A 26,007-nucleotide genomic window follows, 5' to 3' on the forward strand; every position below is an offset into this window, starting at 1 on the left:
TAGTATGTTTTTAAATAGTGATTCGTCTGTCGTCCAGCGAATGAGTACGTATTATACGCTTTTAAAATTTAATGTCAAGCATTTTTTTCAAAATTTTTAAAGTTTTTTATGATGTTGTTTTAACACCTTTTTATTAACTTTAAATTATTGAAAGTAAACAAGCTTTTGATTAGCTTGTCTGCCTGGGTGGTGCGTATTATACAGGATAGTTTTGGGTTGTAAAGTCTTTTTGTGGTAATTTTTTAAAAATATTTATAAGTTATTGATTTTTATAAATATTTAATCTCTTGTTTTGACATCAATCAGCTCAATCTCAAACACCAAATCCGAATTGGGCGGAATCTTACCCACCGAACGCTCGCCATAGCCCAAAAAAGCAGGAACGATAAGCCGTCTTTTTCCACCAACTCTCATCGGCTCGCACGCTGGCAAATCCACGCTTATACCCCATTTGGCAAGCAGTTTTTCGCCAATCTCGCTCCCCAATACGCCCAAATCCCAACCCTTAATCACACGCCCTATACCGATGACAGTCTCAAAGGCTTGTCCACGGCTGTGCGATGAGTCAAACTCACTGCCGTCCGTTAGTGCACCTGTGTAGTGAGCCATGATTAACGCCCCACGCTCGCATATTTTGCCTGTGCCGATGACAAGGTCAATAATTTCAAATTTGCTCATGATAGCTCCTTAACAAGCTCAAAACGGGGCAAAGCCTTGCCATCAATCGTTACACTTTCACAAAATATCGTCAAAGGGCGTACCCACACCCTATAATCGCCATATAAGGCACGATAGACGACAAGGGTCTCTTCGGTCTCGGAGTGGCAGGCGGTGTGTAGCACTTGATAAAGGTTACCTTTGTAATGGCGGTAGATGCCTGTTTTTAAATTTACGTCATTCATAATTCTGCACTTGATAGATTAACTTGCCATTAGTCTCAAGCCATTTTAATAGAAAATTTACATGAGCTATATCATTTTTGCATTTTTTTAACTGTCTTTCAACTTCAGATAATACTAATGGTATTTCAACAACCCATATTTGCTCAATCTCCAAATGATTTTTAAAAATACCGAAATAAAATGTATGATTTCTAGTTATTCTTGATAGATTGCTTTTTGTAATCCTATCCATTTGAAAACTACAACCTTTATTTGTTTTTGTATTAACTCTTCTAATGCTAGCCAAATATTCATAAAAATTACCGCTCTCATCTTTAGCGTCAGGAAGATCTTTTTGTGGTATAAGCTGATGACCTAATATCTCAGCCATGATCAATTCTTTTATAATGCCTGGTTGCAAAATATTTGAAATTCCATGACTTTTTTCAGCATAAAATTGTGCTTGTAACAACAAATCGATAATTTCTGATGATTTCATAATAATGTTTAGTTAATTAACAAAAAATTCTCAATAAAATTTCTCACAGTAATATCTTTAATTTCACCTTCTAAAATATTCTTATTCAAGGCAATTATGTCATTATTGGTATCTCGCAGTATGTAAATGTGATTTTTACCACCTATTTCATTAAATACCCCTACTACAAAATGATTGATTGATAGCTTATCAAATAAATAAGAATACTCATCATTTTCCATATCACTTTTTTGGAAATAGCAAAAATTGAAAGTAATTAAAAATGGCTGAATATACTTCTGAGCTTCTTCAGCTGTAGCATGTCCACCTTGTAAAACTTTTGGTTTATTTAAAATCTCTTGGATTTGACTAGGGTTATTTTTATAAATAACCCCATAAATCTCTTGACCTGTTTTTAGAGAAACAACTTTCATTTTTTTATCCTTGATTACGCCACACTCACCCTAGCAAATGCCTTCTTCCCTGCCTGTACCACAACCGTTTGCCCCACGCTTAGGGCAAAACTTGCATCTACGACTTGCCCATCCACTTTGACCGCCCCACGAGATAGCATGTCTTTGGCTTGGGCGGAATTTTTGGCAAGACCTGCTTGGTTTAAGATTTGGGTGATGAATAATTTTTCTTGACCATTTAAAGATAAACTGACCTCTGGCAAATCCACAGGCAACTCGCCATCTGCCAAGCGATTACCTGCTGATTTATGGGCATTATCAGCAGCATCTTTATCATGAAAACGCTCAATGAGTTCTAGGGCTAGGATTTTCTTCAACTCTTGGGGATTACGCCCATTTTTCATGTCATCAAGCAACGCATTAACCTCACTCATTGGCTTAAAGCTTAAAAGTTCAAAGTAGCGAGCGATGAGCGTGTCAGGCATGGATAGGATTTTTTGGTACATAACCCCAGCGGGTTCATCAATACCAATATAATTACCCAAAGATTTGCTCATTTTTTGCACACCATCCAAGCCTTCTAAGATTGGCATGGTAATACATACCTGTGGTTCTTTGCCATAGCGAGCTTGTAGGGTACGCCCCATCAACAAATTAAAGGTTTGGTCAGTTCCGCCCAGTTCCACATCAGCATCCATGGCAATACTGTCATAACCTTGCACAAGTGGATATAAAAATTCGTGAATGGCGATGGGGGTTTGACTGTTATAGCGTTTTGAAAAATCATCACGCTCTAACATACGAGACACGGTAAGCTGACTGGCGAGCTGTATCATGTCCCCTGCACTCATTTTGCCAAACCAGTCGGAGTTGAACATAATGGTGGTTTTGTCTTTGTCTAGGATTTTAAAGACTTGCTTGGCGTAGGTTTCGGCATTTGCCTTGACCTGCTCTTCGGACAGGGGCGGACGAGTGGCGTTTTTGCCAGACGGATCGCCAATGCGAGCGGTGTAATCGCCAATCAAAAACAGCACTTCATGCCCCAATTCTTGAAAAGCACGCAGTTTGTTAAGCACGACCGTATGACCAAAATGTAAGTCAGGGGCAGTGGGGTCCATGCCAAGTTTGATACGCAAAGGGCGACCTTTGGCGAGTTTTTTTAACAAATCTTCTTCGGAATAAATCTCCACCACGCCACGTTTTAGAAGTTCAAGTTGTTCGGCAGGGGGTAAAAAATTTGACATGGGACACCTTTGTCATATAAAGAAAAATTGTGTTAGTATAGCAAATTTACCCCCATTTTAAAAACAAAAAATAGCCCCGAATTGGAGCTATTTTTTGTCTGATATGTGATAATAAATTTCCTTCAAAACTAGGGCAAAAAACAGCTACTTGAAATCTACCTAAATCTACTCTATAATGTGTAATTATGAATAGATTGATTGGTATTAACGAAGCTGCAAAACGGCTGGGTGTCTCTATCTCAACAATAGACCCCTTTCCAAACCAACAACACATCATGTTATAATACCCATTTAACCTTAAAAAACCAAGACATGACACCCAAGCAAGCTGAAAAACTAAACGACAGTGAGTTTAAACGATACTTTGGTATAAAAAGAACTACTTATCAACACATGCTTACAATACTACAAGAAGCCTACAATGAACAACATAAAAAAGGCGGTAGAAAAGCCAAAATTAGCCCAGAGAGTAAACTTGTCATAACCTTAAACTACTACAGAGAATACCGCAGTCAATTTCACATAGCCCAAGACTTTGGTATTACTAAAAGTGCTGTGTGCAAGGCAATTAAATGGGTGGAAGGTATACTCATCAATCACAAAGACTTTGCCTTGCCAGGTAAAAAAGCCTTATGGCAAGACAACAACCTTGAAACTGTACTCATTGATGCCACAGAAATCCCCATAGAGAGACCTAAAAAAAGCAAAGGCGACAGTACTCAGGCAAAAAGAAACGTCATACCTTAAAAGCACAAATTGTTGTTGATAAAAAGAGTAAGAGAATACTATGCACCCATGTTGGTAGAGGAGGCATGCATGACTTTAAACTCTACCAATCATCAAAAATAACCATCAAACAAAGTATTTTGATTTAAGTAGATTCAGGCTATCAAGGCATACAACAAACTCATGCAAATAGCCAACTACCAAAGAAAAAGACAAAACTTAAACCTTTAACCAAAGCAGATAAAAAAGCAAATCGCAAGTTATCATCCAAGCGAGTAACCAATGAACATGTCATTGGGAAACTCAAGTGTTTTAAAATCTTATCATGTCGCTACCGCAATCGCAGAAAAAGATTTGGATTAAGGGTGAATCTAATTTCTGCGATTTATAATTTTGAGCTGGGGTAGTTTGGAAAGAGGTCTATTTTAAACAAACAGACCCTGCTGTTATTGACACGGCAAAGTTTTTATTATCAAAAAAATATCGTGGGTGGCAATGCGTTAACGCTAAAAGATTTAAATGGAAATCCCATTGTATTTAGCAAATGGAAGCTCATCAGCAAAACGCTTATCCAAAGGCATGATTATGTCTATGAAAATTTGGTGGAAAAACTAGACAATGCTTCTTCTATTGATAAAGGTTTTATTGCCAAACCTATTCCACCTGATTATCCAGAAATCTATTTTTTGGAAATAAGTGAGCAAGAAAATGAAATTTGATGTCATTAAAGATGTGAATTTAGAAAGAAATCTAAATTTATTTGAAAGTTTATATAATGATAATGTGTTAGATTGTCTTGATATGTTAAATAGTGATGACAATTTAACAAAAGAAGTAATCAACAGGGTCTTGGATTTGTTTTCTAGTGATATTTGGTCTAATCCGAATATCAAGTTTTTGGATAATAATTGTAAATCTCAAATATTTATGAGTGAAGTAATTAAAAGACTGGATAAGGGATTAGAAAGACAAATCCCTGATAGAAAAACTCGTATTAATCATATTTTAAAAAATTAGATAATAAATGAAAGCTGTAATATCGGTTTTGATGTAACCATAAATAAAGGTAATTTATAAATGGAAAATTCAAACTTTCAAATAGACAGCAACATCACAAAAGACCTAGATGCCATTCAACAAGGTCAATTATCGCTATTTGAATTGGGCTATAACCCTGATGTGCTGGATTGTTTATCCAGTCTGTCTAATGATGAAGTGTTTACATCGCCAAAACTTGCCAATCAAATGCTGGATTTATTGCCAAATGAATTATGGTCAAATCCAAAGGCGACATTCTTAGACCCTGTGTGTAAATCTGGGGTATTTTTGCGTGAAATTGTCAAACGCTTGGATAAAGGCTTAAAAAATCAAATACCAGATAAACAAACTCGCATTAACCACATTTTAAAAAATCAAGTTTTTGGAAGTACTGCCACGTATGTAGGTAGCTTTGACCGATATTTGCATAAAAACTCCTTTGCTGGTGAAAGGAATTATTTTGCCAATTTTAAAATATTTCTGGCACCAAATAGTACAATGACAAAGATAATCATGCCAATGATTAAATCAGGATAGCTAGAATGAGTCAATAACGTCAATGCTCCCGCCGCTATCACACCGATATTGATGATAATGTCATTGGATGTAAAAATCATGCTGGCTTTGATATGGATTTCTTTATTTTGATTTTTGCTCAGTAGATATAAGCACAGCCAGTTTGCAATCAATGCCAAAAATGCCGTGCCAATCATCAGTTGATAATTGGGCAGCTGCTCAGCACCGATAAAACGCCTAATCACTTCTATCACCCCAAATAACGCCAATATTATCTGCGTTATCCCCGCCAAAAATGCCACACGTTTTTTATACGCCAGCGTCATACCAATGGCTGATAGCGCCAATATATAGACAAAGCTGTCCGCCAGCATATCTAGACTATCAGCAATCAGCCCCATAGAATTAGCAAAAATACCAACCGAACACTCTATGATAAAAAACACAAAGTTAATCATGAGCACTTGATATAATAATCTTTTTTCTAAGCGCTCATCAGGCTTATTAAACACTATCTTATCAACAATCACTTCGGTGGAAATGATATGACTATCAAAATTAAGCGGTTCAAGTACTTGTAAAATCGTTGTATCTTGATTATCGTGATAGACGGTTAAGCACCGCCCAGCAATATCAAACTGTAATTCATAAATATCAGACACATCTTTTAAACGCATGCGAATGAGCTGCTCTTCGGACGGGCAGTCCATTTTGGCAATGTTAAAAATGGTCTTTTTCATCTATTTAGTTCCTTTTGAAATTGGATTATATGACAAACCCAACTTACGAAAGACTGTAGAAGGTGTATTGTATCGAATGAAAGTAGGCTTACCATGGCGAGACCTACCCAAATATTTTGGGAAACACAATACAGTTTACAAAGCTTTCAACCGTTGGTCAGCCAATAACAAGCTCATTTTACTGTTTAACAAAGTAATAGACCAACCAAGCATGGAATGGGCCTTTATTGATGGTAGCTACATCAAAGCCCATCAACATAACAGTGGAGCAAACCCTAAAGACCAAGCGATTGCTAAAAGTTGTGGGGTAATACAACTAAAATACATTTAGCCGTTGATGTTCATGGTAATCCAATTACCTTTATCATCACTGATGGCACAACCCATGACATCAAAATGGCAAAAGACTTGGTAGATAAAGTTGATTTAATCAATGTTGTCATGCTAAGTGCTGATAAAGGCTATGATTCACAATTAAAGATTATCGAGCGATTGCCACACGCTTTGATAAGCTAAAAAGAAACTTTGAAAATAATGTGGCTCTAGCCTTTGCTTATCAATGGATTAAGATATGAATGTTCAACAGACTCTAGTAATCCGTTCGCCCTGAGCTTGTCGAAAGATGGCAGAAAACCGTTATGGTTCAACTTAGCTCAGAGCGAATGATCTTCTTTAATTTAGGGTTTTACAAGAAGTCTAATATAAAGATATTAACCTTTGATTTTTTTGATGCTAACCACTCGGCAATCTTTGTGCATGATCTCGCTGGCAGGGTCTTGAATGCTTGCCAAACCTACTCTGTGGTAATTACCAAGCGTCAGAGCATCCACACCGAGTGTGTAGCTGTCTTCTTGACCAAAGAAAGTACCTGACACGTCTGAACGGGCAAGATTGATGGGCATGAAGCGATTTTTGCCACCAACAACTGCCTCAGCATAAGTTGGTTGGCTTTGCTCATTAAAGCCATATTTGACTGTCAATCTACCACCTGTGGCACAGGTATAATTTACTTGACGCACTTTTGTGGTATCTCTGACGGCTTGTTTGTGGTCTAAGATATCACTTGCGTGCGAAACAGTAGCAACCAATGCTAGGGCAGGAACAAGAGCCTTTAAAAATTTCATGATTTCTCCTTGGAAAATGAAAAGTGTCTAATAAAATCACCTTAGATGTTAGGTGTCCTAAGTTGATTGCATTAATATATCATCAGCTCATTTAGAATAATACATTATAATAGTAAAGAATTGTTAAAAATTTGATAACATCATTGCTTTTTTAGCGTCTATTCAATGAATTTTATCGTTTTTGACATATTTTGTTACATTTTAAAACCCAATCACATACTTTAAAGTTTGGTATGATGGATATTTTACAACCCATGTTAACCAAATAATCAGTTCAACCTAAGGATAAACATGATCTGTAATACCGCCTTTGACGTGGATTTGGCAGACCGCTACTATATTGGCATGATGAGCGGAACAAGTCTTGATGCCCTAGATGCTGTGCTGTGCGACTTTGACGGTGATACGCCCAAAATTATTGCCACTCACAGTAAGCCCTTTTGTAACAAATTGCGGGCGATTTTGCTTGCCTTATGCACACCCAATGGCACAGCACCCCTTGCGGTGGGGGAGTTTGACCGATTTAGCGAGCTTGATTTTTGGGGTTTGGCAAGCCGTCTGTATGGTGAATTTGCCAGTGAGATTGTCAATGAACTCATTGCCAAAACAGACCTAACAAGCGATGACATCACTGCCATTGGCTGTCATGGACAAACGGTGCGACACCGCCCAAATTGGCGGTTTAGTCTACAACTGCTTGACCCCAATATTCTGGCTGAACGCACAGGCGTGACGGTGGTGTCAGATTTTCGCAGACGAGACATGGCGGTGGGTGGTCAAGGGGCCCCTTTGGTGCCTGCCTTTCATCAGGCAATGTTTGGGCAAGCAAATGACAAAAGCGACAGCCAAATTGTTATTTTAAACTTAGGTGGCATTGCCAACATTACCGTGCTAAACGATGCTTTGGATGACAATGTGGCAGGCTATGATACAGGTGTGGCAAACCTACTCATGGATGGTTGGATAAATCGTCATCAAGGGGCCAGCCATGACAAATATGGCAACTGGGCAAAGTCAGGGGCGGTGGATTTTGCTCTGCTTGACAAACTGATGAATCATCCTTTTTTAATGCAATCTGCCCCCAAATCCACAGGAAGAGAAGCGTTTAACATGGCATGGCTAGATGGGGTGTTGATGAACATGAACATAGAGCCTGTGGATGTGCAGGCAACTTTGTGCGAATTTAGTGCCTTATCGGCAAGTATTGAGATTGCCAAATTTGCCAAAACCAATAACACGTTATACGTCTGTGGCGGTGGGGCGTATAACACTCATCTACTAACACGACTTGCTCATTACCTGCCTACCTTTGACATACACACAACTGATGCGGTAGGTATCAGCCCCACTTGGGTGGAAGCGGTGGCTTTTGCTTGGCTGGCTCGCCAAAATATACTCATGCAAACAGCTAACTTACCTGCCATAACAGGGGCGAACAAAGATGTGGTGCTGGGTGTGGTGTGTTTTGGTTAGTACATACTAAGGAGTATTTTTATGACAAAATCCTCACTGCTTTGTTTTATCACACTAAGCATCTTATGCCAATCGCGCAATAATACAACTCAGACACACCTTTTACAAAAAATTGATGATTTTGGCGACGCACTTACCCATGCCATCATCAATTATAAAAATGATGTGGTCAGACATATCCCCCATAAATTTAATGATTTTGAATACGACCCCAATCAAGACACAACCATCATCGTCAGTGATGATGCTGTGATAGAAAATGATGATTTATCATTCAATAATACCGCCACAGTGCATAACAATAGGCTTATTAACATTGTGGCAGTGGGTGACATTATGATAGGGTCATTTTTTCCTAACACCAATTTTTTGCCACCCAATGACGGTCGTGACAGCTTTAAATATGTCAAGCCCCATCTAAAAGGCGATGTGGTATTTGGCAACTTAGAGGGGGCACTGCTGGATAATGGCAACTCAACCAAATGCTCGGGCACGCCTGCCATTGACCCTAAAACAGATCAGCCCAAACCCATAAAATGTCATGCCTTTGGCATGCCAACACGCTATGGCAAAATCATCAAAGATGCAGGATTTAATCTACTAAGCCTTGCCAATAATCACATAGGCGACTTTGGTGATGTCGGACGTATCAGCACCAAGAACACACTGGCGGATGTTGGCATTTATTATGCAGGACTGACCTCTAAGCCCACAACCACATTTGTCAAAAATGGAGTAAAGTACGGCATGGTTGCTTTTTCGCCAAATATCGGAACACTCTCCATCAATGATTTAGAGACTGCCAAACGTTATGTCAAAGAGCTGGATAAAAAAGTGGACATTGTCATCGTCTCGTTTCATGGCGGTGCCGAAGGAGCAAATCATGTACGTGTCCCCAAAACCACCGAAATGTATCTTGATGAAAATCGTGGTAACGTTTACGAATTTTCGCACAGTCTCATCGATGTAGGAGCGGATATTGTCATCGGTCATGGCCCCCATGTAACCCGAGCGGTAGAAGTTTATAAAGACCGCTTTATTGCTTATAGTTTGGGTAATTTTAATACGTATGGGGCGTTTAATATACGTGGGCTAAGTGGCATTGCCCCCATTATCAACGTCAGCATGCAAACCGATGGTAAATTTGTCTTGGCAGATGTGGTGTCTGTTTATCAAACCAAAGAACAAGGGGTGATGGTAGATAAAGACAATCGTGCATTTGGTGAATTAAAACGCCTAACCCAACTAGATTTTCCTGATAGCGGTTTGATATTTTATAATAATAAAATCACCCATTCGTCAAAATAAGACTGGTCAATCAATCGTTATTTTGGAAAAATGTGTAGAATGAGTGAATTTCTTTTGATGAATCCACCTTAAAAACGGTCATAAAATGGGCAGTATTTGGCTTTCTCATTGTCGTCTTTGCAATAAATAAACACCCACGCCTGCACTGATGATGATTGGCAATAACGCCATAAAAAATGGTGAAAACCCTGTTGCCAACGCCACAAACCCTGTCAAATCAGTCAAGTAGCTAAATAAAAGTCCTGCCAATAATGCCATAACAATTCGCAAGCCCAGCCCCTGCGACCGCAACGAACCAAATACAAAAGAAGATGCCACCAGCACCAAAGACAGCACAGCAAAGGGGGACAACAGTTTTTGCCAAAAGACAACTTCATGACGTAAAGAGCGCCTGCCTTGATGGTGCATGAGCTTATGATGAGCATATAAGTCAGTCAAAGATAAATCTTCGGCTTCTTTGGTCAAAAGATGGACATCGCTTGGGGCAAGAGGCAGTGATAGAATCTTATGTGCATGAAAACCATCAGATACACCCATCTTGTCTATGGTTAACTGTACCACGTCGTTTAATTGCCACTCATAATCATCATCTGTTTGCCCTTGAAACACGCCACTGCCTGCATAGGTTAGCCCTGTAAGATTTGCTCTTTTATCCAAATGGTAGCGTTTGGTCAATCCCAACTTACCATCTGAGTTGGCATAACTGATATAAACAATCTGTTGACCTTGCTCGGTTTCGTTCACTGCCCAGTAGCCATTAACCGTAAATAGTCTATCATTTGTGGCGGTGTGCGTGGCTATCTGTGATGCTTTTTGGTTGGTTATTGGTAGAATGAACTGGTTTAGTGCCAATGAGATGACAACAAACAAAAAAGCTGGCAACATCGCATGACCGATAATGCCATATATGCTCACACCAGATGCTCGCATGACCACAAGCTCACTGTTAGCTGCCAGCAGTCCAAGCCCTATCACCGCCCCAAGCAATGCCCCTGTGGGAATAAACTCCACCAAAAAATAAGGTGAGCGGTACAAAATAAAACGCAAAGCATCAAGATAAGTATAAGTCTGTGATAAATTTTCAAGCTCAGACAGATAAGCAAAGATGATTTGTAATAACCACAATCCTGCCACTGCTCCTGTCATGGCAAACAGTGCCGAACGAATGACATAACGTGGCAAAATCCATGTTTTCATGACACTCCTTGCCCTGATTGCTGATGATTTTGGCGGCTAATGTGATTTTTGTAAAACCGTGCCATAATGGTGTCATGATAATTAAGATACAAAGCAAAAGCGATGCACAGCACCAACACCAAAGGATAAATAAATACGCCAATCTTACCCTTGGCAATGCTTTCTTTTAGGGAAATTAAAATCAGCACATTCGCCACGAAAATGAAAATTGCAGGAATGAGTTTAAGCCATCTGCCTTGACGAGGTTGTACCCTTGCAAGCGGTGTGGCAAGCAGCACGGCGATTATGATTAAAAATGGCAAAGTCAACCGATAACCCAGCTCAGCATATACCTGATGTGGACTAAATATGTTGTTTTTTAGCGTGATATTGCCTTGCACCCCACGTAAACCCAACAACTCCCCTGTACTGATGCCCTCTATTTTTATCGGACGTCCTTGGTTTTGGTTCTTACCTGTCAGATGAATGCGGTAACGCCCAAAACTCACTTGACTGTACTGACGACTGGTAGCATCTACTTCATAACGTCGTCCCTCATGCAAGTCAAGCACCACCGAACCATCATGTGTGGCGGTCGGTACTTGTGTGGCGGATTTGGCAAAGATAATGACATCTTTGCCAGAGAACAACTGATTTGAACTCTTGGTCGCATCTGGGTTATCAGCATGTAAAGGGTCGCTCTGTTCTGTCGTGGAATGTGTGGTTGGTGTATGGGCATGCTCTGCTTGTTTGTCATCATTCATCTGAATGACGATGACATCTTTTAAAAATTCACGTTCATCACCCACCTCGCCCACATACAGATGATAATCGCCACTGCTGATGAACTCTTTGGTGCGAATCAAATCAAAAATCTCCATCACCGACTGCTCTTGCCAAATATTGGTTGCTTTTGCAACACCCCATGGCTTAGCGATAAGTGTGATGAAACCCTGCATGATAAATACCACCACCACTAACGGCAAAATCCACCTTGATACCATCCCACGACTTATTCCCCCTGCGTTTAACACCGCCATCTCATGGTCGGCATACAGTCGCCCAAATACCAACATAAGACCGATAAAAAAGGACAAAGGAAAAATCAATTCTAAAAAATAAGGCAAGTTATAACCGATAAGCGTCCACAGCACCCCAACATCAAGACCCCCTTCGGCAGCCATGCCAAAATAACGTATCAGGCGACCACCCAAAAGCATGACCACCAAAAACCCCAAAACAAGGGCGGTCGTCGTGGCAACTTGGCGTATCATATAAGTGCGTAAAATCACGGTGCTAGGCTGATGATAAAACTGGCTATTATAGCAAATATTCATGGGTTTTGCTAAAATTCATGCAAAGACTTTTTACACATGATGGATAAAATTCTCATAACTGCCAAATTCTGCCTTATAATTTTTGAAAATTTAGCATATATTACGCTCCAAATGATACTCTTTTACAGGTTTTGACTGAAAAATTACTTCTTTAAAACTTAATTCATTAACTGGATTTTCTATAACTAAAAATCTTGGCACTTCATTTAAATTTAAAACCAATGTTAAAATATAATCGTGCTTGTATTCACAGGCTTTTATATACTCATTTTCTGTTAAACAGATTTTCCCTTATTTTGACGAATGCCTTTTACTTCTGCCAAATAATTGTTTGAATTGGTTACAATTTGAAAATCATAACAATCGCCAAATAATCTTGCATCTTGTAAAACCCCATTAACAAATAATTCAATATTTTGATAATTATTCATAAAATACAATTTATCCTCTAAACCAGTTTCTTGCATTTTTTTAAATTTTGATTGTGTGATTGGTTCAATGCTGGTGTTTTCAACAATAAAATCAGAGATTTTATAATCATTTTTCAAAATCAATTTAATAATATTGGCATAATTAACCACATTTTCAGCACCAAACAAACCATCAATCAATAATTTTCGATGTTCATAGACTTCCTTTTTTTGCCACCAGCCCAATCTACCATTATCAAAATAAGGGTCAAATAAATCTTGGCGATTTTTGACCACACTCTTGGTTTTTACAATGCCAAAATCTACAAAATACTGATAAAATTGCTCTTTATTTTTACAGTCAAACTGTTTAATGAATTCATGATTAAATTTTGACAGTCCATATCCCATCCGATTTAATAATTCATAGTATTCATGTTTATTTTACTAAGATTATATCTCATATTTTATTTTTTAACCATATTAAACAATATTCACTTTAAAGAATATTCACTGTTTGATGATAGGCACAACACTGGCAAAATAAGTTTTTTTTAGCATTTAAATCCCACTCACTGGCAAAAATACATTCGCCACCAACAGCTTGCATTGCAAAATGAAAACCACCAACGCCTGCAAACAAATCAATAAATGTAAATTTAGACATAAATCATATTTTAAGAAAATTGTATTGTATTATAACACTTTATGCTAAAAATTTAAACTTTTGATGCCTTATGCTGATAAGCATCCAAAATCAAAACACCCCTTACCTGCCGTAACCTTATCACTTCCTTAGCAATCGCCCAAAATCCACTCTCTTTTATTAATTTTTTGTAATCACTCATCAAGCCTGTGTCTAAACCCATAAAAGTATGTTAGAATTTAGCATTTGAACAACCCTTTTTCATCCACAAACAAGGAGTTTTTATGCCTGCATCCCCTTTAAATCTAGACCTAAGCATCAGCGACAAGTTTAGCTCCAAAAAAACCAAAACCCCTTTACATTTGGTCATCTTTGCTGATAGCGATGCCAATATCTTGGGCAATCTTGATGGTGTTCACTTAGACCGTGCCAATGCACTCATCAAGGTCAGTGGCTTTAAAGGCTCGGTCGGCGAGAGCGTTACTGATTATGGTATTGATAACGGTCAAATTATCAGCGTAATCGGTACAGGCTCACCAGATAAACTTGCCAATCAAATGCCAAAACTGGGTAAGACCACTTTTAACACCATCAAAAACAGCAAATCTGCACTCGTGGCATGGGGTGATGTCATTTGCCAAAAGCACTTTGGGCAGTTTGTCAATGCTCTGCTACATGCCAAATATCGTTTTGAACCCTACAAGTCCAAAAAAGACGACAAAATCGCCCTATCTGCTGTTGAATTTATCAACACCAAAGATGCCAAAGCCGATTATGAAAATGCCTTAGCCATCGCCACTGCCACACACATTGGACAAAGTCTGGCTCGTGATGTTGCCAATGATGCCCCAAATATCATGACCCCTGCAAATCTTGCCAAAGCTGCCGAAAAACTGGGCAAAGACTACAAAGACGTGGTCAGCGTGAATGTGCTTGGTGAAAAAGAGATGAAAAAACTGGGCATGGGCTGTTTTTTGGCGGTCTCACAAGGCTCAGATAATGAGGGCAAGTTGGCAGTCATCGAATACCACGGTAAAACAGGCAAGAAAAAAGACAAATTAAAAGACCCCATCGCCTTGGTTGGCAAAGGCATTACCTTTGACACAGGCGGTATCTCACTTAAACCATCAGCAGGCATGGAGGAGATGAAGTATGACATGGGTGGGGCAGCTGCCATGCTTGGCACCATCAAGGCGGTATGTGAAGCTCGCCTGCCACTGGACATGGTGGTAATACTTGCCTGTGCTGAGAACATGCCATCGGGCAAAGCCACTCGCCCATCAGACATCGTAACCGCCATGAATGGCATGAGTGTTGAGATTCTAAACACCGATGCCGAAGGTCGTCTTGTATTGTGCGATGCTTTGTGCTATGTTCAAGATAATTATAAGCCACGCACCATCATCGATGCGGCGACCTTGACAGGAGCGTGCGTGATTGCCTTGGGTTCGGTGCGTTCAGGACTGTATTGTAATGATGAAGACACGCTGTTCGCCCTAGAAGAAGCAGGCGAGTACACAGGCGACCTAGTATGGCAAATGCCCCTAGATGATGCCTATGATGAACAGCTAAAATCCACCTTTGCAGATGTCCAAAACATCGGCGGACGTGAAGGCGGTTCTATCACGGCAGCGTGTTTCTTGCAACGCTTTATCAAAGAAGGTCAAGCATGGGCTCACTTAGACATCGCAGGCACAGCATGGTCAGGTGGCGATAACAAAGGAGCAAGCGGTCGCCCCGTCCCCATGCTCATGCGTTACCTGGTGAGTCAAACAGACCAGTCCTAACAGCCCATCACCCAATAACAAAGCAATCATCTGTAAGTGGTTGCTTTTTTATTGGGTCTTTGATAATTATTAGCAACATGAAGATTTATTAACACTTTTATTACAAAAAATGGTATAGTTATCACATTTTGTAGTCTTACTTGTGATTTGATAAATGTTTAATAAGGAATGATTCATGCGTCAACTTGTGAATGCATACATGCGTATGGGGCTTGTGCCACTTATTTTGATTGCTTTGGTACTGGGTGTACTCATTGGCGGTGTTAGCAACAATATTGGTATGTCGCTTGGGGTGCTGGGTGATGTGTTTGTTGGGGCATTAAAGGCGGTCGCCCCGATATTGGTGTTCGCCTTGGTGCTCTCTGCTGTGGCAGGGTTTAAAAGTAGCAGTGATGCTAAGGTGAGACCTGTCATGTTATTGTACGTGGTTGGCACATTTAGTGCCGCCTTGACAGCTGTATTGGCAAGTTTTGCTTTTCCTATTGAACTTGTGGGTTTAACTGACATACAAGCAGTAGAGCAATCCGCACCACAATCCTTGCGTGATGTTCTAAAAAATCTACTCATGAATCTGGTTGCCAATCCCATAACCGCCCTTAGCAATGCCAATTATTTGGGCATCTTAACATGGTCGGTGCTAATCGGTCTTGGGCTACGTTATGCCACAGAGACAACAAAAACCGTCGTGCATGACATCTCAAATGCCGTCTCAGCAGTGGTAAAATGGATTGTGGCGATAGCTCCTTTTGGCATCTTGGGGCTGGTCTCTAAGACCGTGGCAGAGACAGGTCTGGATGGTCTGGCAAGCTATGCCAAACTGCTTATGATATTGGTTGGGGCCATGTTGTTCATTGCTTTGGTGGTCAATCCCATCATCGTTTTTATCAAAACTCGTAAAAACCCCTACCCATTGGTCATCGCCTGTCTGCGTGAATCAGGGGTAACAGCATTTTTTACTCGCTCATCTGCTGCCAATATTCCTGTCAATATGAATCTTGCCAAAAAACTGGGACTTAACGAAGATACTTACTCGCTCACCATTCCACTGGGGGCAACCATCAACATGGCGGGAGCTGCCATCACCATCAACATTCTAACCTTAGCTGCCGTCCATACCCTTGGTGTGGAAGTCAGCTTTTTTCAAGCCTTGCTTCTTGCCATCGTTGGGGCGGTCAGTGCTTGCGGTGCATCAGGTGTGGCAGGTGGCTCGCTGTTGCTCATTCCGTTGGCGTGTGGACTGTTTAATATCTCTAACGACATAGCCATGCAAGTGGTTGCCATCGGTTTCATCATCGGTGTGGTGCAAGACTCAGCTGAGACCGCCCTTAACTCATCCACAGATGTACTCTTTACCGCCGCCTGTGACCCCAAATATGCTCATAAAAGTTAAATCAGTATCTTTGTGGTTAATGTGCCAATTGGTATGTCATTGATTTGCCCAAAAACACAAAAAATCGGACATCACGTCCGATTTTTATGTCTAAGTATCAATCAGCTGTCTTTGGGCTTAAATCCTGCTGGGCGTTCATAGTCGCCATTATCCAAAAATAACTCACGTTGCTGGGCGATGAATTTTTTGGCATCTTTATCCATCATACTTAGGTGTTTTTCGTTAATGAGCATGGTTTGTAATTCTAGCCATTCATTCCACGCTTTTTGCGAAACTGTATTTTGTAATTCTTGACCTTTGGCATTAGGAAATGGGGGATTTGGCATTTTGGGTAGGTTTTGTTGATATTTGCGACAAAAAACCAAATTGGCCTTGGGATTAAAGATTTGCATAACACCTCCAAAATTAAAAAGAATATGATGGCAAATGTGGGGATGAATGCTAAGTTATCAACCCATCATTTGCACATGACTGTCCAACTTGCACACATATTTTTATGATGATATGCCAAATTGGACTAAAATTGGACTAAGATATTACAAGCCTCTAATCCGCCCACGCCCACGTTCAATCGCCTCTAACACCTGCTCTGGGGCAGTGCCACCGATATGGTCACGGGCATTTAGTGAACCCTCCAAAGTCAGACAGTCAAAGACATCATCGCCGATAAGCGGACTGACTGCCTTTAATTCATGAAGGCTAAGTTCACTCAAATCCACACCTTTTGTCACACCAAGTGCCACCACTGTGCCGACTGCCTCATGTGCATCACGAAATGGCAAACCCTTTTTGACAAGATAATCCGCCAAATCGGTCGCTGTGGCATAGCCTTTCATCGTGGCAGTACGCATATTATCCACATTTGGGATGATATTTGGTAGCATGTCAGCAAAAGCAATGAGTGAGCCTGTCAGCGTATCCACACAGTCAAAGAGTGGTTCTTTGTCTTCTTGGTTGTCCTTATTATACGCCAAAGGCTGGTTTTTCATGAGTGTCAGCAGGGTTGTCAGCTGTCCGAACACACGAGCACTCTTACCTCGTACCAACTCTGGCACATCAGGATTTTTCTTTTGGGGCATGATGGATGACCCTGTGCAAAAGCGGTCAGGGATATGAATAAAGTCAAATTGTGCTGACATCCACAAAATCAGCTCTTCACTCATGCGAGATAGGTGCATCATCAAAATGCTGGCGTTGGCAACAAATTCAATGGCAAAATCACGGTCAGACACGGCATCTAATGAGTTCTCACAAATGCCATCAAATCCAAGCAGGCGAGCGGTCATCGTGCGGTCAATGGGATAGGTTGTCCCTGCCAAAGCAGCTGAACCCAGTGGCATTTGATTAATGCGAGTGTAAGTCTGGGCAAAACGCTCACTATCACGGCAAAGCATCTCAAACCACGCCATGACATGATGGGCAAAGCTGACAGGTTGGGCGGTCTGTAAATGCGTAAAGCCTGGCATGATGGTCTGGGTGTGGCCAGTCGCCAAATCAAGCAGACCATTTTGTAATTTGCCAATCAGAGCGATGATTTTATCTGTCTCATCTCTTAGGTACAGACGAATGTCGGTTGCTACCTGATCATTACGGCTACGCCCTGTGTGCAGTTTTTTGCCAACATCACCGATAAGAGCAGTTAGGCGACTCTCCACATTCATATGAACATCTTCTAACTCTACACGCCACTCAAATTCACCACGCTCAATCTCACCTTTGATTTGATTAAGTCCATCCACGATTTGACGACTTTCATCTATGGTGATAATACCACAAGCACCGAGCATGGTGGCATGAGCAATAGAACCTTGTATGTCTTGGTTTGCCATGCGTTTGTCAAAATTGACCGAAGCTGTAAATTCAGCCACAAAACGGTCAGTGGCTTCACTAAAACGACCGCCCCACATTTGGGCAGTTTGGGAAGACTGGGAGATGGTCATGATAATTCCTTATGATAAAATAAGCGTATCTTAACAATGAACGGTGCAGAGTACAAGCGGTTTTATGGCATGATTTGAACTTTAATCAGATTTGTCATTGATTATCATTGGAGCATTATTTTGGCACAGACAAAACTAGCCATCTGTGGCATTGGGTGAATTATGTTTACGATGGCGGATAGACGCAATCACAGATGCTACGATGAAGGCAACCCCAATAAGCCCTGTGATAATCTCAGGTACGTGAAATCTCATAGATATAAGCATAATAATCGCCAATGCACCAATGGCATAATGAGCCCCATGTTCTAGATATACAAACTCATCAAGCGTACCTTTTTCTACCAAAAAAATCGTCATTGAACGTACAAACATCGCTCCAATGGCAAGACCTGTCATGATAATAACCACGTCATTGGTGATGGCAAATGCCCCAATCACGCCATCAAAACTAAATGACGCATCCAGCACCTCTAAGTATAAAAATCCTGCGATGCCACCCTTAGCAATCGCCCCCGCCACTTCATTGCCATCTACCGCTTCACCATCATCGCTCTCCAAAAAGGCAGAGAGTACATTGACAGCCATATAAATAAGAATGCCCCACACACCTGCCATCAGCACCGCAGGTTCATGAACATCATCCACCCACGACAATGATATCATCAAAGCAATGATTGCCACAAATACACTCATGGCATCTACTTTGCCAAATTTGGCAAGACGTTTTTCAAGCCAGCCAAACCAATGAATGTCTTTATCATCAAACACAAAATTTAAAAATACAAGCAATAAAAACATACCCCCAAAAGCGGCAATCTCGGCATGGTGTGCCATGAGTTTGGCAGAATATTCTTTGGGGTTATTAAGTGCCAAATCCACAACCTCTCTCATGCCCATATCTGCCGTTACTGCCACAATGACAATGGGGAACACCAGTCGCATGCCAAACACAGCAATGAGCATGCCCACTGTCAAGAAAATCGTTTTCCAAAATTTATCCCAATGTTTTAACACAGAGGCATTGACAACCGCATTATCAAAGGACAATGAAATCTCCATGAGTGCCAATACCAGTGTGATAAACAGTGCTGAGAGCATGGCTGTTACACCACCATGGGTAAACCCCCAATACGCCGCCCCCATCAAGCAAACAATGGTAAAAAAGATATCAAAATAAAAATGTCTTAGGGTTTTCATCATGGGTAACTATTCCTGCTTTATAATTTTATCACAACAAAAAGCGATAAATAATCATCGCTTTTATCTAAGTGTTGATAATTCTATGATATTTGTTAAGTAGCTCATCGAAGCTCTCGTCATAATCGGGGTCTTTGGGGATGCAGTCCACAGGACAGATATCCACACATTGAGGCGTATCGTAATGCCCCACACACTCGGTACATAAGTTGGGATTGATGACATAGATATCATCGCCTGCTGATATGGCTTCATTGGGACAGACAGGTTCACACACATCGCAATTGATGCAGTCGGTGGTGATTTTTAGAGCCATGCTTAGTAATCCTTGCCCCATGCCACAAGCATGGTTTTGGCATCCAAATCCACATTTAACACAATATCGCTATGCCATGGGATGAGTCTGTCCTCATCATCCACGCTCTGTGCTGTTGGCTTAACGGAGATGATGGCATGGGCGGAGGTTTCAAACATTTCTTTTACCACGCCTAAATTTTCACAAGCTTCATTGACAACCGTCAGCCCCACCAAATCCGACCAATAATACTCATCATCATCTGGTGTGGGCAGATTTGATTTGTCCACCCATATCGTTACACCATTCATCGTCTCTGCCACATTACGGTCAGGCACTTGTTTAAAACTTGCCACAAGCCCTGCCCCCTGCTCTCGCCAATGGCTGACTGTCAAAGGGCGAAAACCCAATGCTGTTTTCATATACCAATGAGGCATCTCAAAGATATCCGAGCGGTTATCGGTCAAACTAAATACCCACAACCAGCCCTTAATGCCATAAGGTTTTTTTAGGGTAGCGATGTGGATGAGCGTGTCAGGATTGGGTGATGTTGTCATGAGGATTTAGATAAATTGATAAAATAAAAATCGGTCTGCATGGCACTCATCAACCAATGACAAGAGACACACAAACCGACACAAAATGTCAGCGATTAGGCTTTGTTATTAGCCTTAACCAGTTGAGCAACACGGTCAGAAGGCTGAGCCCCTTTACCAATCCACGCATTATAAGCGTCTTGGTCAATACGAAATGCTTCTTCTTGACCACGAGCCAACGGATTAAAAAAACCAATACGTTCAATATGGCGACCATCACGAGATGCACGCTTATCAGCAACAACGATTTGGTAAAATGGGCGTTTTTTTGAGCCGCCACGAGCCAGACGAATAACAACCATGATAATTCTCTCTTAAATTCAATAAATGACAAAATATTTGCAAGAAAAACTGGTCGCCAAATAATGTGAGGATGAGCCGATGGCAAAACCAGATTTAAAAAGACCCTAATTATACCAATTTTTATGCCATTTTCAAAGTAATTTTTTAAAATTATCATATCATGTGTTATCACTAACAAGAGTCTGGCTCATTGGCTTGATAAAGAATACGCACCAACTTTTTTAATGATATGACCACACATAAAACCTGTGTTACAATAGAGTGTATCGCATTTTTACCCCATTTTTATGAAAAAAAACTATAAATATTGGCAACTTAAAATCAGACACACGCTAAACTCTAACACATGGCAGACCACAAGCATGGTGGTTTTTATCGTCTTTACCAGCATCGCCTTATCAATTTGGCTGATTTGGCGGAGCTTATATTTACCTGAGATTAAAAATCATGCCAGTTATTTAGCAAGTGAACTGACCTTTATTGATAACGCCCATCAAAGTTTTATAAATGACCCTGCCATGCTAAAATGGATACAAGATAACAGTCATATACAAATCATCAGTAACCCAAATGAATTTCCTGTGGTCAATGACAAAATAGTGGCTGATTTTTTTACCGATATTTTTGCCGAACAAGTCAGCCAAGAACTTGGGCGTGAGGTTCGGGTTTATTTTAAATTTAAACCCACACCAAAACTGTGGATTTGGGACAGTAAACATCCTAATGTTTGGTTGCGTGAACCTGTCATTCATTATTCGCAGTACAGTGTGGGGCTGATGGTTGGCTTTGTGTTTGGTTTGCCGATTTTGACCATTTTGGTCAGTCTGATTTTAGTGCGTCGCCTAAATCGCCCACTTAAAAAATTAGAACGCACCGCCAATGATTACATTCATCTGGGGCGGGCAACTGTATTGCCTGAGATTGGCTCAAATGAGATTCGTAAGGTTAACACCGCCTTTAATCGCCTGTTTCATACCCTACACCAAACCCAAAAAGAACGTACCATCATGCTCGCTGGCATCAGCCATGACTTACGCACACCCCTAACACGCATGCGACTGACCGCCGAGATGTTGCCTGATGAATTTTTTAGAGAAGGGCTTGTCTACGACATTGAGGATATGGATGCTATTTTGGAACAATTCATGTCATTTATGAAAGATGGCTCAGATGAGGTCGTGCGAGAGACCAATTTGGAGTTGATTTTTCATGAAATTAGCGTGCAATTTAATGATGTGCACTTTATCTATGACAATCGTGTCTCTGAAAATATCATGGTACGTCCTTTATCCATAAAACGCTTGATTGTTAATCTGGTCAATAATGCGGTACGTTATGGGCGTGAACCCATTCATTTGGGGGCTGTGATTGGTCATCACGCATCTCATGATTTGACCACTCATAACACCCCAAAACAAAAAATACTCACCATCAAGGTGCATGATGAGGGTGAGGGTGTGGCAGAGGATGATTTACAACGCATCATGCAACCCTTTGAACGTGGGGAGACAGCAAGGACAACCCAAGGCAGTGGACTGGGTCTTGCCATCGTCAGTCGTATCGCCCACTTACACCAAGGCAAGGTCATCGCTTGCAATCATGACGACGGCGGATTAGAAGTTCTTGTGCATATTCCTTTGGTAGATGATGTGCATGCACCATGAGTGATAAAACTAATCACAAATAAGATACTCATAATGACAACACCCAGCACCATCACTTCGCTCCAATCTCAGGGGGTAATTGATTGGTTGTATCAACAAAGCCAACAGGAGCAACAAGACTGGCTTTGGCTCGCTCAACATTTTTATCATTGTTGGGCATTAACAAGAAATAACCCAAAAGAGCTGCGTTGGCAAGTACCAACAATCCAAAAAGATAAGGCATATTCATATCCTAACAATTATGTATGATTTATTTTAACATAACTTTGCTAAGCTGTAATAAAAATCCAATCATTTTTATCTAAGTGTTGCCTTTATTGGTTTTTGTGCCACGATGACCTATGCCAATTTGCTTGACTGGCCACTGCATGGTAAACCTGGCTCCCTGCAAATCTGGACTTTCATCCACACTCATGTTACCACCAAACCAGAATGCGATGCGTGAAACAATAGACAACCCAAGCCCATAACCACCTGATGCACGAGTGCGACTGTCATCAAGGCGAGCAAAAGCAATGAATACCTTTTCACGGTCAGCTTCGGCAATGCCATGCCCATCATCCTCAACTGTAACAAATGCCATGCCTTTTTTAACGCCTGCACTGATGATGATCGTGCTTTTAGCATAACGTAAGGCATTGCCTGCCAGATTTTGTACCACACGATGCAAATAACGCCTATCCGCCATCGCCACCACTTTTTGATGAGGCGGTTTGATTTGTATGGTAATGGGTTTGCCCAAGGCATTGGTCTCACGCTCAATTTGTTCTAGCAACTCTTTTAGGCACACCATTTCCCAATCCATCTTTGGTGAACCCTCTTCTAGTTTGGCATAGGTTAAAATTTCATCAATAAGCTCATTTAAAGAGGCAATGTCTTCATCAATATACTGTTTTTGCATTTGACGAGAATCGTAATCATCATCATCAGCAAGCATGTCCACTGCAAAACGAATGCGTGCCACAGGCGTTCTTAACTCATGCGAGACAGCACGGGTTAGCTCACGTTGGGACTCAATGAGTCTTTTAATATGACGGGTCATGGTGTTAAAAGTTGATGATAAGCGGGCAATGTCATCATATCCTGCCACCTGCACCATGGTATCTAGCTTCCCTTCTGAAACCTTATTTACCCCCATTTGTAGCAGTTGCAAACGTCGCTCCAACGGAAAAATCAAAGCGTATACACCAAAGCTTACCAGCAGCAAGCAGATGAGAATGATGCTGATGATAACATCCAATGAAAAGAAATTAAATAAAGGGATGGTTACCACCAACACTTCATTGGGAATGGCTGATGCCATCATGACCGACAAGTGTGGTCTTTGATTTTCATTGTCAAAATTAAGTACAGGCTTACCTGCACTTAGTCGCTCAAATTGTTCTCTATCCAAACTCAAAGTTGGTAAAGACGATAACGTCATAGAATAGCCAAATTTTTGACTTAGGTAAGCAAGATGTGCTTGCTTATCCGCCAACGATGGATAATACCGCAACTCATCCAACAAAAAACCCATGACAGCACGGATTTGCCGTTCATTAACACGGTCAAGTTCAGCAGATAGCACACTGCCATTATTGTCAATGGCGTGATACACTATTGAATGGCGTGAAATTTCATCATAACGAACTACCGACTTACCCTCTTTTAGTCTTTTTAACTCACGCCCTTTGAGTTCAAGACCATCCATAGGCACGATATAAAATTCTGAACCAAATTCACGACCGACCGCCAAAAGCCAAGGTTCTTTTTCTGCCATAGAACGTCTATCATAAGATGCTGTTCCCAAATAAAAAGCAACCGTGGCAATAGATTCTCGGTAAGATTGCAGACGTTGCTGATTAATCGCTTGCATGAGAAAATACCCAAAAAAAGCAACCAAAAAGCAAACAAGTAAAAGACCTGCATAAATACGAAAAAAGATACTGCGTTCGGTAATGGATAAGATTGTCATATTATTTGATTTGTCATGAGTAAAAACAAAAAGCCAGCGGTATGGCTGGCCTTATTGTAGCATGGCTTGTTATTTAGTTAATGGCAAGATACAATTAATTGCCTTCTTTAACAAACAAATAACCTTTACTGCGTACGGTTTTGATGCGTTTTGGGTTTTCTGGGTCATCGCCAATTTTGGGGCGAATGCGAGAAATACGCACATCAATGGAACGGTCTTGACCATCATATTCAATACCACGAAGTCTTTCAAAAATATCTTCACGAGATAAAATGCGGCCTGCATTTGATGCCAGTAACCACAACAAATCATATTCAGCACTGGTAAAGTCTATCAGTTCGTCGTTGAGTGTTACCGAACGACCGCCGTTATCAATAACCAAATCACCAAATTCTAAACGTTGTGGTGTATCATCTGTTGGTACAGTATCAGAGCGGCGTAACAAAGCACGAATGCGAGCCAACAATACTCGTGGTTGGGCAGGTTTTGCCACATAATCATCTGCCCCCATTTCAAGACCCAACACCTGATCCATGTCTTCGGTGCGTGCTGTTAACATCAAAATGGGATGAGTATAATGTGGACGTACTTCACGGCACACCGTCAAGCCATCACTGCCTGGCAACATGACATCGAGTACCACTAAATCAGGCTGCTCACTGATAATGCGACGAATCGCACGAGTGCCATCAGTTTCAATCGCCACATCCAAACCATTACGTCTAAGATAATCCTGCGTTAGCATGGCAAGGCGTTCGTCATCTTCAACAATCAGAATTCGGGGAATGTCTTCTTTTTCTGGGGTTGTCGTTGTCATATATTATCCTTGAATACATCAAAAGACACATCAGCATCAAACAATGTCATCAATCAAGTGAACTTGCTTAATAGACATACTTATTTTATCAAATTTTGTGATAATAAGCACGATTTTTAATCGGTCATTAAGCACGATTTTTGTATTTTTGAATGGTTTGTAACTGTGCCAATGATTCTGCCAATGCGGTTAGGGCAGCGGTTGTGTCAATGTTGGCACTTTGGTTTGCCAAAGCTTGTTCAGCATTGCGACGAGCTTCGGCGATTTTTGCTTCATCAAGATTACTTGCACGCTCTGCTGCATCAGCAAGCACGGTCACAACCTTAGGTTGAACCTCCAACACGCCACCTTGCACATAAATCACCTCATCTGTGCCATCGGCTGACTTTAAGTACAAAGGACCAGGTTTTAGTAAGGTGATGATTGGTGTGTGGCCTGCCAAAATACCAAGTTCACCATCAATACCCGAAGCCACAAGCACGCTAATATCGCCTGAGTAAAGATCTTCTCTGGCACTGACCACTCGGCATGTAAATGTTGCCATGATGACT

General features: G+C 40.9%; 30 protein-coding genes and 2 pseudogenes. 10 read left to right on the forward strand and 22 right to left on the reverse strand.

All coding sequences use genetic code 11. The annotated features are described in order from the left end of the window. Positions 1-279: 279 nt before the first annotated feature. Genes A7456_RS10130 through tyrS form a run of 5 tightly spaced genes read right to left on the reverse strand, consistent with a single transcriptional unit; the run spans position 280 to position 3,016 of the window. The gene (locus A7456_RS10130) at positions 280-681 is read right to left on the reverse strand and encodes an FKBP-type peptidyl-prolyl cis-trans isomerase (RefSeq protein WP_082995570.1); all 402 of its coding nucleotides are present in this window, start codon (positions 679-681) and stop codon (positions 280-282) included. Then, positions 675-902 (reverse strand): DUF1653 domain-containing protein, encoded by a 228-nt coding sequence (locus tag A7456_RS10135; protein ID WP_067010338.1) that lies wholly within the window; start codon positions 900-902, stop codon positions 675-677. The genes A7456_RS10130 and A7456_RS10135 overlap by 7 nt, the downstream gene beginning before the upstream one ends. Then, positions 895-1,380 carry a PDDEXK family nuclease gene (locus A7456_RS10140; RefSeq protein WP_067010341.1) on the reverse strand — a complete coding sequence of 162 codons (486 nt, stop codon included), beginning with the start codon at positions 1,378-1,380 and terminating at the stop codon, positions 895-897. The genes A7456_RS10135 and A7456_RS10140 overlap by 8 nt, the downstream gene beginning before the upstream one ends. 8 nt (positions 1,381-1,388) lie before the next feature. Continuing rightward, entirely contained in the window at positions 1,389-1,793 is a 405-nt protein-coding gene (locus A7456_RS10145; protein ID WP_067010345.1) for a hypothetical protein, read from the reverse strand. A 14-nt stretch (positions 1,794-1,807) separates the two neighbouring features. Beyond that, on the reverse strand, positions 1,808-3,016 hold the full coding sequence (tyrS, locus tag A7456_RS10150; protein ID WP_067010348.1) for a tyrosine--tRNA ligase: 1,209 nt from the start codon (positions 3,014-3,016) through the stop codon (positions 1,808-1,810). Positions 3,017-3,328: 312 nt separating this feature from the next. Here tyrS and A7456_RS11025 point away from each other — a divergent pair. The 4 genes and pseudogenes from A7456_RS11025 (at position 3,329) to A7456_RS10170 (ending at position 5,317) form a co-directional block, all read left to right on the forward strand. Further along, positions 3,329-4,149, forward strand: a pseudogene (locus A7456_RS11025) (IS5 family transposase). Between the two features lie 78 nt (positions 4,150-4,227). Then, positions 4,228-4,461, forward strand: a complete 234-nt coding sequence (locus tag A7456_RS10160) for a hypothetical protein (RefSeq protein ID WP_227713282.1) — start codon at positions 4,228-4,230, stop codon at positions 4,459-4,461. Next, the gene (locus A7456_RS10165) at positions 4,451-4,759 is read left to right on the forward strand and encodes a hypothetical protein (protein WP_067010355.1); all 309 of its coding nucleotides are present in this window, start codon (positions 4,451-4,453) and stop codon (positions 4,757-4,759) included. Before A7456_RS10160 ends, A7456_RS10165 begins: the two co-directional genes overlap by 11 nt. A gap of 60 nt (positions 4,760-4,819) precedes the next feature. Then, positions 4,820-5,317 (forward strand): hypothetical protein, encoded by a 498-nt coding sequence (locus A7456_RS10170; RefSeq protein ID WP_067010358.1) that lies wholly within the window; start codon positions 4,820-4,822, stop codon positions 5,315-5,317. Here the strand turns inward: A7456_RS10170 and A7456_RS10175 are convergent. Continuing rightward, entirely contained in the window at positions 5,236-6,036 is an 801-nt protein-coding gene (locus A7456_RS10175; protein WP_064602420.1) for a cation transporter, read from the reverse strand. The two genes, A7456_RS10170 and A7456_RS10175, sit on opposite strands and share 82 nt — an antisense overlap. Between A7456_RS10175 and A7456_RS10180 the strand changes: the two are divergent. Continuing rightward, positions 6,014-6,611 (forward strand): annotated as a pseudogene (locus A7456_RS10180) (IS5 family transposase). The gene A7456_RS10175 and the pseudogene A7456_RS10180 overlap by 23 nt on opposite strands. Before the next feature lie 135 nt (positions 6,612-6,746). On the opposite strand, the gene A7456_RS10185 reads toward A7456_RS10180, so the two are convergent. Continuing rightward, positions 6,747-7,160 (reverse strand): ACP-like domain-containing protein, encoded by a 414-nt coding sequence (locus A7456_RS10185; protein ID WP_067010360.1) that lies wholly within the window; start codon positions 7,158-7,160, stop codon positions 6,747-6,749. 291 nt (positions 7,161-7,451) lie between these two features. On the opposite strand from A7456_RS10185, the gene A7456_RS10190 reads away from it, so the two are divergent. Both A7456_RS10190 and A7456_RS10195 read left to right on the forward strand, forming a co-directional pair. Further along, positions 7,452-8,633 carry an anhydro-N-acetylmuramic acid kinase gene (locus A7456_RS10190; RefSeq protein ID WP_067010362.1) on the forward strand — a complete coding sequence of 394 codons (1,182 nt, stop codon included), beginning with the start codon at positions 7,452-7,454 and terminating at the stop codon, positions 8,631-8,633. Positions 8,634-8,654: 21 nt separating this feature from the next. After that, on the forward strand, positions 8,655-9,941 hold the full coding sequence (locus A7456_RS10195; protein WP_067010364.1) for a CapA family protein: 1,287 nt from the start codon (positions 8,655-8,657) through the stop codon (positions 9,939-9,941). 105 nt (positions 9,942-10,046) lie between these two features. Here A7456_RS10195 and lptG read toward each other — a convergent pair whose 3' ends face one another. From lptG to A7456_RS11030, 5 genes are all read right to left on the reverse strand, one after another. Continuing rightward, the gene (gene lptG, locus A7456_RS10200; RefSeq protein ID WP_067010366.1) at positions 10,047-11,138 is read right to left on the reverse strand and encodes an LPS export ABC transporter permease LptG; all 1,092 of its coding nucleotides are present in this window, start codon (positions 11,136-11,138) and stop codon (positions 10,047-10,049) included. After that, entirely contained in the window at positions 11,135-12,454 is a 1,320-nt protein-coding gene (locus tag A7456_RS10205; protein WP_067010368.1) for an LPS export ABC transporter permease LptF, read from the reverse strand. The genes lptG and A7456_RS10205 overlap by 4 nt, the downstream gene beginning before the upstream one ends. Before the next feature lie 90 nt (positions 12,455-12,544). Then, a complete protein-coding gene (locus A7456_RS11990) occupies positions 12,545-12,739 on the reverse strand; it encodes a DUF3883 domain-containing protein (protein WP_227713301.1) in 195 nt (64 codons plus the stop codon). After that, positions 12,730-13,275 carry a hypothetical protein gene (locus A7456_RS10210; protein ID WP_227713281.1) on the reverse strand — a complete coding sequence of 182 codons (546 nt, stop codon included), beginning with the start codon at positions 13,273-13,275 and terminating at the stop codon, positions 12,730-12,732. Before A7456_RS10210 ends, A7456_RS11990 begins: the two co-directional genes overlap by 10 nt. A gap of 88 nt (positions 13,276-13,363) precedes the next feature. After that, entirely contained in the window at positions 13,364-13,531 is a 168-nt protein-coding gene (locus A7456_RS11030) for a DNA cytosine methyltransferase (RefSeq protein ID WP_082995571.1), read from the reverse strand. A 263-nt stretch (positions 13,532-13,794) separates the two neighbouring features. On the opposite strand from A7456_RS11030, the gene A7456_RS10215 reads away from it, so the two are divergent. Both A7456_RS10215 and sstT read left to right on the forward strand, forming a co-directional pair. After that, positions 13,795-15,297, forward strand: coding sequence for a leucyl aminopeptidase (locus A7456_RS10215; protein ID WP_067010371.1), 1,503 nt, complete (start codon positions 13,795-13,797; stop codon positions 15,295-15,297). Between the two features lie 175 nt (positions 15,298-15,472). Further along, the gene (sstT, locus tag A7456_RS10220; RefSeq protein WP_066894027.1) at positions 15,473-16,687 is read left to right on the forward strand and encodes a serine/threonine transporter SstT; all 1,215 of its coding nucleotides are present in this window, start codon (positions 15,473-15,475) and stop codon (positions 16,685-16,687) included. A 101-nt stretch (positions 16,688-16,788) separates the two neighbouring features. Here sstT and A7456_RS10225 read toward each other — a convergent pair whose 3' ends face one another. From A7456_RS10225 to rpsP, 6 genes are all read right to left on the reverse strand, one after another. Continuing rightward, complete coding sequence (locus tag A7456_RS10225; protein ID WP_067010373.1) at positions 16,789-17,079, reverse strand: oxidative damage protection protein; 291 nt, start codon at positions 17,077-17,079, stop codon at positions 16,789-16,791. Positions 17,080-17,223: 144 nt separating this feature from the next. Next, the gene (argH, locus tag A7456_RS10230) at positions 17,224-18,594 is read right to left on the reverse strand and encodes an argininosuccinate lyase (RefSeq protein ID WP_197940329.1); all 1,371 of its coding nucleotides are present in this window, start codon (positions 18,592-18,594) and stop codon (positions 17,224-17,226) included. A gap of 168 nt (positions 18,595-18,762) precedes the next feature. Beyond that, positions 18,763-19,827, reverse strand: coding sequence for a DUF475 domain-containing protein (locus A7456_RS10235; protein ID WP_066894049.1), 1,065 nt, complete (start codon positions 19,825-19,827; stop codon positions 18,763-18,765). A 67-nt stretch (positions 19,828-19,894) separates the two neighbouring features. Then, entirely contained in the window at positions 19,895-20,143 is a 249-nt protein-coding gene (locus A7456_RS10240) for a YfhL family 4Fe-4S dicluster ferredoxin (protein WP_067010380.1), read from the reverse strand. 2 nt (positions 20,144-20,145) lie between these two features. After that, positions 20,146-20,679 (reverse strand): ribosome maturation factor RimM, encoded by a 534-nt coding sequence (gene rimM, locus A7456_RS10245; RefSeq protein ID WP_066888335.1) that lies wholly within the window; start codon positions 20,677-20,679, stop codon positions 20,146-20,148. A gap of 95 nt (positions 20,680-20,774) precedes the next feature. Further along, positions 20,775-21,020, reverse strand: a complete 246-nt coding sequence (gene rpsP / locus A7456_RS10250; RefSeq protein ID WP_066888337.1) for a 30S ribosomal protein S16 — start codon at positions 21,018-21,020, stop codon at positions 20,775-20,777. 288 nt (positions 21,021-21,308) lie between these two features. Between rpsP and A7456_RS10255 the strand changes: the two genes are divergently transcribed. After that, entirely contained in the window at positions 21,309-22,685 is a 1,377-nt protein-coding gene (locus A7456_RS10255; RefSeq protein ID WP_067010383.1) for an ATP-binding protein, read from the forward strand. 52 nt (positions 22,686-22,737) lie between these two features. On the opposite strand, the gene A7456_RS11500 is transcribed toward A7456_RS10255, so the two are convergent. From A7456_RS11500 to A7456_RS10270, 4 genes are all read right to left on the reverse strand, one after another. Next, positions 22,738-22,908, reverse strand: coding sequence for a hypothetical protein (locus tag A7456_RS11500; protein ID WP_156623375.1), 171 nt, complete (start codon positions 22,906-22,908; stop codon positions 22,738-22,740). A gap of 78 nt (positions 22,909-22,986) precedes the next feature. Further along, a complete protein-coding gene (locus A7456_RS10260; RefSeq protein WP_067010386.1) occupies positions 22,987-24,639 on the reverse strand; it encodes an ATP-binding protein in 1,653 nt (550 codons plus the stop codon). Between the two features lie 94 nt (positions 24,640-24,733). Then, positions 24,734-25,456 carry a response regulator gene (locus A7456_RS10265; RefSeq protein WP_066886926.1) on the reverse strand — a complete coding sequence of 241 codons (723 nt, stop codon included), beginning with the start codon at positions 25,454-25,456 and terminating at the stop codon, positions 24,734-24,736. A gap of 127 nt (positions 25,457-25,583) precedes the next feature. After that, complete coding sequence (locus tag A7456_RS10270; RefSeq protein WP_066886923.1) at positions 25,584-26,000, reverse strand: F0F1 ATP synthase subunit epsilon; 417 nt, start codon at positions 25,998-26,000, stop codon at positions 25,584-25,586. Positions 26,001-26,007 lie beyond the last annotated feature (7 nt).

The sequence above is a fragment of the Moraxella nonliquefaciens genome, from assembly GCF_001679005.1.
Classification (GTDB): Bacteria; Pseudomonadota; Gammaproteobacteria; order Pseudomonadales; family Moraxellaceae; genus Moraxella; species Moraxella nonliquefaciens.

Bases quoted from the DNA above. Each gene is read 5' to 3' on its own strand.
- A7456_RS11500 (WP_156623375.1), bottom strand. From the start codon at position 22,908: ATGCCTTATCTTTTTGGATTGTTGGTACTTGCCAACGCAGCTCTTTTG.
- A7456_RS10175 (WP_064602420.1), bottom strand. From the start codon at position 6,036: ATGAAAAAGACCATTTTTAACATTGCCAAAATGGACTGCCCGTCCGAA.
- A7456_RS10235 (WP_066894049.1), bottom strand. From the start codon at position 19,827: ATGAAAACCCTAAGACATTTTTATTTTGATATCTTTTTTACCATTGTT.
- A7456_RS10195 (WP_067010364.1), top strand. From the start codon at position 8,655: ATGACAAAATCCTCACTGCTTTGTTTTATCACACTAAGCATCTTATGC.
- A7456_RS10270 (WP_066886923.1), bottom strand. From the start codon at position 26,000: ATGGCAACATTTACATGCCGAGTGGTCAGTGCCAGAGAAGATCTTTAC.
- A7456_RS10225 (WP_067010373.1), bottom strand. From the start codon at position 17,079: ATGCAAATCTTTAATCCCAAGGCCAATTTGGTTTTTTGTCGCAAATAT.
- A7456_RS10260 (WP_067010386.1), bottom strand. From the start codon at position 24,639: ATGACAATCTTATCCATTACCGAACGCAGTATCTTTTTTCGTATTTAT.
- A7456_RS10265 (WP_066886926.1), bottom strand. From the start codon at position 25,456: ATGACAACGACAACCCCAGAAAAAGAAGACATTCCCCGAATTCTGATT.
- argH (WP_197940329.1), bottom strand. From the start codon at position 18,594: ATGTGGGGCGGTCGTTTTAGTGAAGCCACTGACCGTTTTGTGGCTGAA.
- lptG (WP_067010366.1), bottom strand. From the start codon at position 11,138: ATGAAAACATGGATTTTGCCACGTTATGTCATTCGTTCGGCACTGTTT.
- A7456_RS10240 (WP_067010380.1), bottom strand. From the start codon at position 20,143: ATGGCTCTAAAAATCACCACCGACTGCATCAATTGCGATGTGTGTGAA.
- sstT (WP_066894027.1), top strand. From the start codon at position 15,473: ATGCGTCAACTTGTGAATGCATACATGCGTATGGGGCTTGTGCCACTT.
- A7456_RS11030 (WP_082995571.1), bottom strand. From the start codon at position 13,531: ATGTCTAAATTTACATTTATTGATTTGTTTGCAGGCGTTGGTGGTTTT.
- A7456_RS10185 (WP_067010360.1), bottom strand. From the start codon at position 7,160: ATGAAATTTTTAAAGGCTCTTGTTCCTGCCCTAGCATTGGTTGCTACT.
- A7456_RS10205 (WP_067010368.1), bottom strand. From the start codon at position 12,454: ATGAATATTTGCTATAATAGCCAGTTTTATCATCAGCCTAGCACCGTG.
- A7456_RS10170 (WP_067010358.1), top strand. From the start codon at position 4,820: ATGGAAAATTCAAACTTTCAAATAGACAGCAACATCACAAAAGACCTA.
- A7456_RS10210 (WP_227713281.1), bottom strand. From the start codon at position 13,275: ATGGGATATGGACTGTCAAAATTTAATCATGAATTCATTAAACAGTTT.
- A7456_RS10140 (WP_067010341.1), bottom strand. From the start codon at position 1,380: ATGAAATCATCAGAAATTATCGATTTGTTGTTACAAGCACAATTTTAT.
- A7456_RS10215 (WP_067010371.1), top strand. From the start codon at position 13,795: ATGCCTGCATCCCCTTTAAATCTAGACCTAAGCATCAGCGACAAGTTT.
- rpsP (WP_066888337.1), bottom strand. From the start codon at position 21,020: ATGGTTGTTATTCGTCTGGCTCGTGGCGGCTCAAAAAAACGCCCATTT.
- tyrS (WP_067010348.1), bottom strand. From the start codon at position 3,016: ATGTCAAATTTTTTACCCCCTGCCGAACAACTTGAACTTCTAAAACGT.
- rimM (WP_066888335.1), bottom strand. From the start codon at position 20,679: ATGACAACATCACCCAATCCTGACACGCTCATCCACATCGCTACCCTA.
- A7456_RS10190 (WP_067010362.1), top strand. From the start codon at position 7,452: ATGATCTGTAATACCGCCTTTGACGTGGATTTGGCAGACCGCTACTAT.
- A7456_RS10165 (WP_067010355.1), top strand. From the start codon at position 4,451: ATGAAATTTGATGTCATTAAAGATGTGAATTTAGAAAGAAATCTAAAT.
- A7456_RS10135 (WP_067010338.1), bottom strand. From the start codon at position 902: ATGAATGACGTAAATTTAAAAACAGGCATCTACCGCCATTACAAAGGT.
- A7456_RS10255 (WP_067010383.1), top strand. From the start codon at position 21,309: ATGAAAAAAAACTATAAATATTGGCAACTTAAAATCAGACACACGCTA.
- A7456_RS10145 (WP_067010345.1), bottom strand. From the start codon at position 1,793: ATGAAAGTTGTTTCTCTAAAAACAGGTCAAGAGATTTATGGGGTTATT.